Origin of the sequence: Nostoc sp. CMAA1605, assembly GCF_021596505.1 — a bacterium.
In the GTDB taxonomy this organism is placed as follows: domain Bacteria; phylum Cyanobacteriota; class Cyanobacteriia; order Cyanobacteriales; family Nostocaceae; genus Trichormus.
In genome coordinates this window covers 20404-30811 of the sequence record NZ_PJIZ01000093.1, presented here as the reverse complement: position 1 = coordinate 30811, position 10408 = coordinate 20404, and the positions used below count along the sequence as shown (strand labels likewise).

Annotated in this window: 10 protein-coding genes; 4 read left to right on the top strand and 6 right to left on the bottom strand. The window is 41.3% G+C overall.

Annotated features, from left to right (window positions below; all coding sequences use genetic code 11):
- Window positions 1–530: Hsp70 family protein (locus CV014_RS24015; protein WP_236144323.1), on the bottom strand; the 530-nt coding region annotated here is incomplete at its 3' end.
- A 524-nt stretch (window positions 531–1054) separates the two neighbouring features.
- On the opposite strand from CV014_RS24015, the gene CV014_RS24010 reads away from it, so the two are divergent.
- The gene (locus tag CV014_RS24010) at window positions 1055–2020 is read left to right on the top strand and encodes an ADP-ribosylglycohydrolase family protein (RefSeq protein WP_236144322.1); all 966 of its coding nucleotides are present in this window, start codon (window positions 1055–1057) and stop codon (window positions 2018–2020) included.
- Window positions 2021–2363: 343 nt separating this feature from the next.
- On the opposite strand, the gene gatB is transcribed toward CV014_RS24010, so the two are convergent.
- Window positions 2364–3839 carry an Asp-tRNA(Asn)/Glu-tRNA(Gln) amidotransferase subunit GatB gene (gene gatB, locus CV014_RS24005; protein WP_236144321.1) on the bottom strand — a complete coding sequence of 492 codons (1476 nt, stop codon included), beginning with the start codon at window positions 3837–3839 and terminating at the stop codon, window positions 2364–2366.
- Window positions 3840–4090: 251 nt separating this feature from the next.
- A complete protein-coding gene (locus CV014_RS24000; RefSeq protein ID WP_236144320.1) occupies window positions 4091–4369 on the bottom strand; it encodes a hypothetical protein in 279 nt (92 codons plus the stop codon).
- 194 nt (window positions 4370–4563) lie between these two features.
- On the opposite strand from CV014_RS24000, the gene CV014_RS23995 reads away from it, so the two are divergent.
- The 3 genes from CV014_RS23995 to CV014_RS23985 all read left to right on the top strand — a co-directional run bounded on the left by CV014_RS23995 (window position 4564) and on the right by CV014_RS23985 (window position 8398).
- The gene (locus tag CV014_RS23995; RefSeq protein ID WP_236144319.1) at window positions 4564–6567 is read left to right on the top strand and encodes an NAD-binding protein; all 2004 of its coding nucleotides are present in this window, start codon (window positions 4564–4566) and stop codon (window positions 6565–6567) included.
- 145 nt (window positions 6568–6712) lie between these two features.
- Window positions 6713–7795 carry a photosystem II q(b) protein gene (psbA, locus tag CV014_RS23990; protein ID WP_236144318.1) on the top strand — a complete coding sequence of 361 codons (1083 nt, stop codon included), beginning with the start codon at window positions 6713–6715 and terminating at the stop codon, window positions 7793–7795.
- 321 nt (window positions 7796–8116) lie between these two features.
- Entirely contained in the window at window positions 8117–8398 is a 282-nt protein-coding gene (locus CV014_RS23985; RefSeq protein WP_236144317.1) for a hypothetical protein, read from the top strand.
- A 209-nt stretch (window positions 8399–8607) separates the two neighbouring features.
- Here the strand turns inward: CV014_RS23985 and CV014_RS23980 are convergent, their stop codons facing one another.
- The 3 genes from CV014_RS23980 to CV014_RS23970 form a co-directional block, all read right to left on the bottom strand.
- Complete coding sequence (locus CV014_RS23980; protein WP_103140875.1) at window positions 8608–8979, bottom strand: hypothetical protein; 372 nt, start codon at window positions 8977–8979, stop codon at window positions 8608–8610.
- A gap of 556 nt (window positions 8980–9535) precedes the next feature.
- The gene (locus tag CV014_RS23975; protein ID WP_236144316.1) at window positions 9536–9898 is read right to left on the bottom strand and encodes a hypothetical protein; all 363 of its coding nucleotides are present in this window, start codon (window positions 9896–9898) and stop codon (window positions 9536–9538) included.
- A gap of 196 nt (window positions 9899–10094) precedes the next feature.
- Window positions 10095–10406, bottom strand: a complete 312-nt coding sequence (locus CV014_RS23970; protein ID WP_236144315.1) for a hypothetical protein — start codon at window positions 10404–10406, stop codon at window positions 10095–10097.
- Window positions 10407–10408: the final 2 nt, after the last annotated feature.

Genomic DNA, 10408 nt, shown 5'->3' with positions numbered 1-10408 from the left:
CCGTAAGCTAGAGAAGCGGCTGTAGGTTCGTTGATAATCCGTAATACTTCAATCCCAGCAATTTTACCAGCGTCCTTGGTGGCTTGGCGTTGGGAGTCGTTGAAGTAGGCGGGAACGGTGATTACAGCTTGGGTAACGGTTTCGCCGAGATATTTGCTTGCGTCTTCTACTAATTTACGGAGAACTTTCGCAGAAATTTCTTCTGGTGCAAACTGTTTACCAGAGGAATCTAACTTGACATTACCGCCACTGCTGAGGACTTTGTAAGAAACCTCTGTAGCTTCGTTGGTAACTTCATCAAAGCGACGACCAATAAAACGCTTTACAGAGTAGAAAGTGTTTTCTGGGTTCATCACTGCTTGACGCTTGGCGATTTGTCCTACCAAGGTGTCGCCATTTTTCGCAAACGCTACTACTGAGGGAGTGGTGCGAAACCCTTCAGCGTTAGCAATAACCGTGGGTGTACCACCTTCCATTACTGCGACGCAGGAGTTAGTTGTACCTAAGTCAATTCCAACTACTTTTGCCATTTTAGGTGCTGGCTCCGTATAACTACAAATGAATGAATGGGAATATAAAGGACTTAATCTTTGAACCAACTAGATGAAAAAGCAGTTAGTTCAGCATTGCTCACCTTTTTGTTGGTTGTCTTGGAGTTACAAACCCAAGTTACGCTGATATATATACTGAGCTTATGTAGCCAGTCCATGAAGGGTGGTTTCCCGAACAATGGATGGGTCGGTTAATTTTAAAGTATGTTTCTAGTTGGTTCATTGATTAAACTGCTTTTACTCTGTCTAATTTATGAGAATTAATACCTTGAGTAATTAGGGTGAACCGTAATGCTAAAGTGGTGTTTGCCGTCTTGAGCAGTAAATTACTTCCTTGTGGCAGAGAATCTACGGGTAATCTTGGGAAGATGGCAGGGAGCAGGGGGCAGGGGTAAAGTGATATTATCTGTTTGATTCTCCTTTGTATAGTTTGATTTTTATTAAGTATTCTACGTAGTATTAAATTTTTTGAATTTTGAATTAATTATGCGTCGTGCTTCTGGATGTTTGTTTGGGCTAGCTTTTGGCGATGCGTGGGTGCTGCTACAGAATTTTTAACAGTAGAGGAAATTTGCCGTCGCTTTCCACCGCATGGGCCACAAGAAATTTCAGGCAATCCCGCACTGGTGACTGATGATACTCAAATGATGTTAGCAGTAGGGCAGGCATTAATTAAAGCTGAAACAAATTTGAATGTATCTAATTTAGAAGCCACCCTCAGAAATGCGTTTATCAAATGGTTACACAGTCCCGATAATAATCGCGCCCCTGGTCTAACTTGTTTAAGGTCTTGTCAAGAGCTAGAAACAGGAATACCTTGGCAACAAGCCACCAGAAAGAATTCTAAAGGTTGTGGTGCAAATATGCGGGTTGCACCTGTGGGTTTGTTGCAACTAGACAAAACAAAGCGAGCAGCTATTGCCCAATTTCAAGCTGCACTTACCCACGGTCATCCTACAGCATTGGCGGCTTCAGATTTAACCGCAACTGCGATCGCTTTTCTCATTCAAGGATGTACACCCCAAGATTTACCTACTCAACTGTATGAATATGCTTTAAGTCAACGCTTAATCTACCATGCTGATTGGTTAGGTGATTTGTGGCAACAACCCTATATCAATACCCCAGAAGAATTTATTAGTCGTGGCTGGGATGAATGTTTCGCCATTTTAGAGAGACTGAACACCGCTTTAGTTAACCCCAACCGTGAAACTGACCCCTGTCTAGCCACAGGTGAGGGTTGGATAGCCGAGGAGGCATTCGCCACAGGACTTTTATGTTTCTTATTCTTCCCCGAACAACCATTAGCCGCCCTGCATCGTGCAGCCGTCACAGCAGGCGATTCTGATTCAATTGCTTGTTTGACTGGAGCTTTTGCTGGGGCTTATTTAGGGATGTCAGCTTGGCCTGAAGATTGGGTAAATCGCATCGAATACCGCGAACAAATAGCTGCATTAGGCAACCGTTGAGATTGAATTCATTTATCCCTCTTATGTCACTTTCCGGGAGGGCAATCGCTAGAAGCCCTATGAGGCAATCAATACAAGCTATTCTATTAGAAAAAAGTTGGTCTTGTATTTATTATTAGAAAATAATCGCGCAAACGCCTGTTATACAAAAGCTCTAGAATTCAGAAATGGCAAAAGTTTTCGGAGAGTGACAGAAGAGGGATAACCTATAAAATCCTCCAATTAAAAACAGTAAAATTAAAAAATCTTTAGTAAATAGGGTGCGTCAGTTTGAGTAATCCAAGAAATACCAAGAAATCACTGATACTTACACACCCCACAAACTCAAGTATTTGCTAACTCATCAACCATTGAGTTTCTTTTCTACCAATTCGTTGGTAATTTTAGGATCAGCACGTTTATTGGTCTTTTTCAAAACTTGACCAACAAAGAAGCCTTTGAGGTTGATGTTACCGCTACGATATTTTTCTAGTTCTTTGGGGTTGGCTGCAATTACTTCCTCAACGATGGGTTCTAATACACTAGGATCTGTAATTAGCTCTTGGCCTGCAAAAGCTTTTTCAGGAGACAAGCCAGTTAGTAAGTCTGGTAACTTTTGTTTAGCTTGGGCGTTACTAATTTTGCCACTTTCAATCAGCTTAATTACCTCAGCTAAATTGGCGGGTGTTAAACCAATCTCAGTAATACTGAGTTTTTGCTTGTTCAGGTAGGCGGCGATATCTTGAGTAATCCAGTTGGCGGCGGTTTTAGGATTAGCACCACTAGCAATTACAGCTTCAAAATAAGCAGATGCGCTACTTTCTTCTGTTAAAACCCTTGTATCGTAGGCCGAAAGCCCTAGTTCACTTTCGTAGCGGTGGCGTTTTTGGGCTGGGAGTTCTGGAATTTGACTGCGCCATTGATTTAATTGTGCTTCTGACACTTCAATGGGTGCTAAGTCTGGTTCAGGAAAATAGCGATAATCGCTAGAACCTTCCTTACTCCGCATACTGATGGTACGTTGTGAGCCTTCTTCCCAGAGACGGGTTTCTTGGATGATACGTTCTCCAGTTTCTACGGCGGCAATTTGACGTTCAATTTCGTACTCAATGGCGCGTTGAATGGCGTTGAAGGAGTTCATATTTTTGATTTCTACCTTCGTACCAAATTCTTTTTGTCCTACGGGACGAATGGAAATATTCACATCACAACGTAGAGAACCTTCTTGCATATTGCCATCGCTGACACCGAGATAGCGCAAAATCCGCCGTAATTCTTGGGCGTACTCAGCTGCTTCTTGTCCTGAACGGATATCTGGTTCAGAGACAATTTCCACTAATGGCACACCTGCACGATTGTAATCTACCAGAGAATAGGTAGAACCAGATAAGCGATCGCTCCCAGCGTGGACTAATTTCCCTGCGTCTTCTTCCATATGTAAACGCGTAATCCCAATACGTTTACGCGTGGGATTCCCGTCTGCATCTACTAATTCAATCTCTAACCAACCATGTTCTGCAATGGGGAGGTCGTATTGAGAAATTTGATAATTTTTCGGTAAATCAGGGTAAAAATATTGTTTACGGTCAAATTTGCTATACCTAGCGATTTGACAATTTAATGCCAATCCTGCCTTCACAGCATATTCTAGAACTTTTTGGTTAAGTACAGGCAAAACCCCTGGTAAACCCATACACACTGGGTCAATATTAGTATTGGGGTCAGCACCAAAGGCTGTAGAGCTAGTAGAGAAAATCTTGGTATTTGTACTCAGCTGACAGTGGGTTTCCAAGCCAATAATCGCTTCATACTCAGTTTTTACGCTCGTAGCAGCAGTCATAATATTAAATTCAACAAGTTCACGTAGATTCCTATTTTAGCCTTCACGGGGACTAGGCATCGGGAATTGGGCAGGGGGCAGGGGGCAGGGGGAATGGCGACTGGGGACTGGGGACTGGGGACTGGGGACTGGGGACTGGGGACTGGAAGGTAGACAAGATAGAAGAGGAGAAAAACTAATGACTAATGACTAATGACTAATGACTAATGACTAATGACTAATGACTAATGACTAATGACTATTGACTAAAATTAAAACTCTTCTAATAAATTCATCAATGCGTTCAATTCTGGCTCATCTTGTGAATCTGATAGCTGATTTTTTAAATCTAATAGCTGACTTTCTATTGCTGCTGCAACATAATTCATATTAGATGCCCTGGCAATTTTTAGCTGTTTTTCTTTGATTCTGATTTTTCTGAGCAGTTCATCCACAAAATCAACGGCATTACAATCTTGAGAAATCATACCCTGATACCTTTTTAATATCTCCAAAAATTCAGTTAAATTCGCAATTTTAGTGAAAAACACTGCAAATACTTATTTGCAATAGTTGAAGCATCGGTTTGGTATTAATTCTGTAACTGGAGAAAATTTTTTACTAAAAGCCTACGGTAAAATATTAGACCATCATTCATGGGTACGCTCTACTGCTTCATTTGTTGTTACATTACTTGCGCGCTAAAAAATTGTAAATTTGATATGGACTAAAATCAGCCTTGCAAATGGGACAAAATGTCATCAATGCTGACACTTTCTTGGTGTGTGGGTTGGGCAATTTGGGGCAATATTGCGTATTATCTCTCAAGGAGTTTGGGGTAAAAGTTAACGCGATTGAGGCGGTTCATCGTCAAAGCTGGGAAATTCCTGGTTTACCAGATGCAATTGACAACTTAGTAATCGGTGATTGTTGTCAAACAAAAATACTCGAACAGGCGCAAATTCGCCAATGTCGAGCCATTCTGATGGTAACAAGTGATGAGCGCGTTAACATTGCTGGGGCTTTTGCAGCGCGATCGCTCAATCCCGATATCCGTCTTGTCATTCGTTCCTCCCAAGAAAACCTCAATGATTTACTCAGTGAAAGTCTGGGTAATTTTGTCGCCTTTGAAGCTACGCAGTTACCCGCTAAAAGTTTTGCCTTAGCTGCTTTGGGAAGTGAAACCACAGGCTTTTTCACTTTAGAAAATTATTTTCTCAAAGTGATGCAAGTTTCTATTGATGTGGGACATCGTTGGCGCAATTGTTGGCAACTTTACGAACTCAACACCAGTCATCGCCGCATCCTCACCCACAACCGAGCCGGAGAATCCCCAGCGCAGACATTCTATCAATGGGATGCAGATACTGCCATCCATCCAGGAGACATTATCACTTATATTGAAGCCACGGAAAATCTAGTTTCTCGTTCCCAAAAACCAGCTAATCACATCAAGCATCTTTGGCAGACTGTATTGTCAACTATCACCAAAACAAATCTGCGTGAGCAGCTGATTCAATTTTGGGTAGAGAGTAGCCAAACTCGTCGTGTAGCTTTGATGAGTTGTTTGGTGATGATGAGTTTATTTTTTGGCGGCACATTCCTTTATAAACTGCAATATCCCCAATTAAGTTGGCAATCTGCTCTAAATATCTCGCTAATTCTTAGTCTAGGCGGCTATGGTGATATATTCGGCGGCATAGAACAGTCATTTCCGATTTCTTGGTGGCTACATTTATTCAGCATTGCTCAGACTGTAGCAGGTACGGTATTTGTCGGGATTCTCTATGCAGTGATGACTGAGCGTATCTTAGCTGCTAGATTTCAGTTTTCCATCCGTCGTTTACCTATACCTAAATCAGATCATATAGTGTTGATTGGTTTGGGAAGAGTAGGAAAACTAGTAGCGCACCTCCTGCAAGAATTAAAGCAACCCTTGGTAGGAGTCCACCCCCATGATGTAGACCCCAGTTTACTGCCACCCATGCCCCTAATTGTGGGTAATATCAAAAATGCTTTACAGAGAGTCAATCTTGCCACTGCCAAAAGTGTAGTTGTGGTGACAGATAATGAGGTGACAAACTTAGAAATTGCCTTGATGACCTATGCAGTCAATCCCAAAGCCTGCATCGTAATTCGCACCGTTGACCCCCGTTTTAGTCAGAATATTGCTAAATTACTCCCTCATGCGAGGGTTTTGGGAGTATACGAACTAGCGGCTGAGGCGTTTGTGGGTGCAGCTTTTGGGGAAAATATTCTCAATCTCTTTCGCTTACATAACCAAACTACTCTAGTCACCGAATATCAAATTGAAACTAACGATACTCTCAATGGGCGATTATTAGCAGAAATTGCCTATGGTTATGGCGTAGTACCAGTTCTTCACGCAAGAAATAGCCAGCGCACACCGAAGTTTATGCCCTCTGATGATCTTAGGTTAGTTGTAGGCGATCGCTTAATAGTTTTAGCCACCATTGAAGGATTACAACGAATAGAACGGGGGACTATGTTACCTCGTCAATGCTTAGTGCGAGTCGAAAAAGCCGTCTCACAAGAAGCAGTTTTTGAAGGTGCAGCCTTAATTTCCCGCATATCTGGCTGCGATATGTATCTTGCTCGCACATTCATGAATCAATTACCCGCTACACTACAGTATCCTCTCTACAAACACCAAGCCCATCGCCTCGTAAATGAGTTAACAAAATGCCAAGTATCGGCTCATATTCTTGAAAAGGGTGTAGGGGTATAAAAATCATAAGTAAAACTAATAGCAAGTATTGCGTTTACAAAATTCTGAGGACTTGATTAACTTTTGTAAAGTAGTGTAGATTATACTCACAGGCAAAAACAAAACCGCCTGATACATACATCAACCAAAACGCAATCATAAAAAAATGACAGCAACCTTACAACAGCGCAAGAGCGCAAACGTATGGGAGCAGTTCTGCGAGTGGATCACCAGCACCAACAACCGCCTATACATCGGTTGGTTCGGCGTATTAATGATCCCCACCTTGCTAGCTGCAACCACCTGCTTCATCATCGCCTTCATCGCCGCACCACCAGTAGACATCGATGGTATCCGCGAACCAGTAGCAGGTTCCTTAATGTACGGAAACAACATCATCTCCGGTGCAGTTGTTCCCTCCTCCAACGCTATTGGTCTACACTTCTACCCAATTTGGGAAGCAGCATCCTTAGACGAGTGGTTGTACAACGGTGGCCCTTACCAGTTAGTAGTATTCCACTTCCTGATCGGCGTATTCTGCTACCTCGGACGTGAGTGGGAACTATCCTACCGCTTAGGAATGCGTCCTTGGATCTGCCTAGCATTCTCCGCACCAGTAGCAGCAGCAACCGCAGTATTCCTGATCTACCCCATCGGACAAGGCTCCTTCTCTGACGGTATGCCCTTGGGAATCTCCGGAACCTTCAACTTCATGATCGTGTTCCAAGCAGAACACAACATCCTGATGCACCCCTTCCATATGTTAGGAGTAGCTGGTGTATTCGGTGGTAGCTTGTTCTCCGCAATGCACGGTTCCTTAGTGACCTCTTCCTTAGTTCGTGAAACAACCGAAAACGAATCCCAAAACTACGGATACAAATTCGGACAAGAAGAAGAAACCTACAACATCGTAGCAGCACACGGCTACTTCGGTCGCTTAATCTTCCAATACGCGTCCTTCAACAACAGCCGTTCCTTGCACTTCTTCCTAGCAGCATGGCCTGTAATCGGGATTTGGTTCACAGCATTGGGCGTAAGCACAATGGCGTTCAACCTCAACGGCTTCAACTTCAACCAATCAGTGATTGACTCCCAAGGTCGCGTCATCAACACCTGGGCAGACATCATCAACCGCGCTAACTTAGGTATGGAAGTAATGCACGAGCGTAACGCTCACAACTTCCCCCTAGACTTGGCTGCTGGTGAAGTTGCTCCTGTTGCTATCAGCGCACCTGCTATCCACGGCTAATTCTTCAACTGAAGTCAAATAAGCTTAGTTAAATAAAAAATGCCTCCCAGAAATGGGGGGTATTTTTGTTTGATTCAAGAAGATAGTTGAGATGGAAAATGGTATAGAATTAACGAAATCAACCCTAATGGAGATGTTAATTGACGGCAAAGAGGACTCGACTACAGGCTAGTGAGATTAAACCCAGGTTGCCATTTCTAAAAAAGAAAGCTTTATTTATAGAACCTAAGTTGGCATCTAGGATTAAAGAAATTGGAATTAGACTATCTAAATATAAAAATGAGCTGCTTGATAAGAAACGATTTTTAATAGAGTTTCTCAATGAATGAATTTTATTACGATATTCAAGCTTACATATATGAGATTAAATCAATTGTTAATTTATCTGAAGTAGAAATAGAAAAATTTTGTCAGCAAAAGAACCTATCTGTAACTGAGTATTACTGGTATAGTGTCATATTCCCTAATTGGTTGAGTCAAGAAGATCCGAAATTTTCTTACTGGATGGAAAAGCTTATACAAGAACAGTATACTGGCAGCGATGAAGATTTAATTTTAGCTCTAATTCAAATTCCGGGAGGGAAATCGCTAGAAGCCCTATGAGGCAATCAATACAAGCTATACTTTTAGAAAAAAGTTGGTCTTGTATTTGTTATTAGAAAATAATCGCGCAAACGCCTGTTATACAAAAGCTCTAGAATTCAGAAATGGCAAAAGTTTTCGGAGAGTGACAGAGCAGGGATAGAAAGCAAAAAACCCAGTCTTGTACTGAAAAACTGGGTGTAATGATGCCAACAAGATTATTGAGCAGTCTATAACCAATCTCGATAGGCAGAAATTTCATTGACACTAATTTCCAATGGGCCACCCTTACCGAAAGGAGGGTAAACGCGAATCTTGGCATTAGTAGTAAATCTTTCTAGCCTATTACCTAGTTGTGGAATGTTGCTGACTATGTGCCAGTAGGAGACGATATCAGGACAGTCAATCACTAGCATTAACATTGTGTCTTTTTTGGTGAGATACCACTGGCAGCTAGATAATAGTGCTTGAGTTATCCGATCGCAAGCCAGATAAAAGCATCTGCCAATAGACTGTTCAAGTTCTAGATGCAGCATTCCATCCTCTTTTGTCACCCCAGTGGGTGGCAAATCATCAGGAGGAAGCTGGTTTATTTTAGACATAATTTTCTAACCTCTTGGTTGTAGCGCGGCCAACTCTCATGATTCGTGTACTTAGTCAATAAGGTAGGTTCTAACGCTAATGTACCTAGATGTAATTCGTCTTGAAATTGAGGATTTTACTTCGGAGATTTAACTACATCGCCAAATTGATGAAGTTTTTAATTTAATTGGTCTTTACCTAAACTTGGTTCCACACAATAACTTTATGAACGGTAGAACCATTGTGGCTGGATTTTACTGAATTAGCTGGTACTGTCTGGCTGAATTTATGGCTGATAAAGAATGACCTTGCTGACCTGAACGATTTATTGTAGCTTTCTTCTACACAGATGAAGGCGCATCAAAATGAAATTCTCCACACCACTAAGTTATTTGAGGCTCGATTTTCGCTGCTTTTCTTCTGTCATGTCTATACAGCAGGAGATGTATTGACAATTAAGATACAGGGATACTTAGAGACAGACACTATTGGGTCATCATAATTTTGGATGTGTGAGCAGAGTTGTACAAACAAGCTAAAAGCTGAAACATCAGGTACCATTTATATCCAATGCCTCTATTTTGCTACCATTTGCAACTCCAACCATAAACGTGGGTCACTGTCTCTAAGCTTTGACAACGGATCTCGCAATAATCGTTTAGCATTCATGCAAACTACTTGTACTAACCCCATATTTTCTGCTAGTTCTCGCAGTATTTCTTTGTGTGCTTGCATATGAGGAAGCATATCATCAGAACAATAAATGCCTATATATTGCAAGCGTCTAGCAGGTCGTCCCCAAAAACAGGTGATTACTTTCACATAACACCCGTCTAATAATTCCCCGATTTTTGGGTAATATTGAGTGACAACTCTCGTAAATTCTTTAGCTAATATATCTTCCGCAATCATTGCAATTGATATTTTTGTAGCGTCCATCACTACACTTAATATAACACATATTTGTTATATGATTATGACAATAATAGTTAATTTATTTGAAATATAAATGGACTTAAAATATAAAAATTGAGATGTAATTTTTATTCCTTACATCTCAACACTTCTGCTTGGTAGATTAGTATTTTTTCTTGATTTTAATGGCGAAAATTTTATTATACACACGGCAAATTATCTATCTGGATTTTCGCTCTGAAACTAAGATTTCGGCTATAATTTCAGGGACATTCCCTAAGTCTAAAAATCCATCAGAACCATTGAGTGGTGACTTGAAAGTATAATTAGGATCACACTCACCTGTATCGTATACTTGAATGTACCATCGGTCAGGGAATCCAGGTACTGCTAATTCGACAATGTACCAAGTCTCTCCTACTAAGCGTGAATTTAAAATAGCAAACCAATCCCTGTATTCTTCTAAAATGTTCCAGTCTGCTAACAAGAATTCTAATGCTATGTGTCCAGCATCAGTTGCGGTAAGTAGCATAA

Coding starts and splice junctions, on each gene's coding strand:
- CV014_RS24010 (WP_236144322.1), top strand. CDS start 1,055: ATGTTTGTTTGGGCTAGCTTTTGGCGATGCGTGGGTGCTGCTACAGAA.
- gatB (WP_236144321.1), bottom strand. CDS start 3,839: ATGACTGCTGCTACGAGCGTAAAAACTGAGTATGAAGCGATTATTGGC.
- CV014_RS23995 (WP_236144319.1), top strand. CDS start 4,564: ATGGGACAAAATGTCATCAATGCTGACACTTTCTTGGTGTGTGGGTTG.
- psbA (WP_236144318.1), top strand. CDS start 6,713: ATGACAGCAACCTTACAACAGCGCAAGAGCGCAAACGTATGGGAGCAG.
- CV014_RS23985 (WP_236144317.1), top strand. CDS start 8,117: ATGAATGAATTTTATTACGATATTCAAGCTTACATATATGAGATTAAA.
- CV014_RS23980 (WP_103140875.1), bottom strand. CDS start 8,979: ATGTCTAAAATAAACCAGCTTCCTCCTGATGATTTGCCACCCACTGGG.
- CV014_RS23975 (WP_236144316.1), bottom strand. CDS start 9,898: ATGGACGCTACAAAAATATCAATTGCAATGATTGCGGAAGATATATTA.
- CV014_RS23970 (WP_236144315.1), bottom strand. CDS start 10,406: ATGCTACTTACCGCAACTGATGCTGGACACATAGCATTAGAATTCTTG.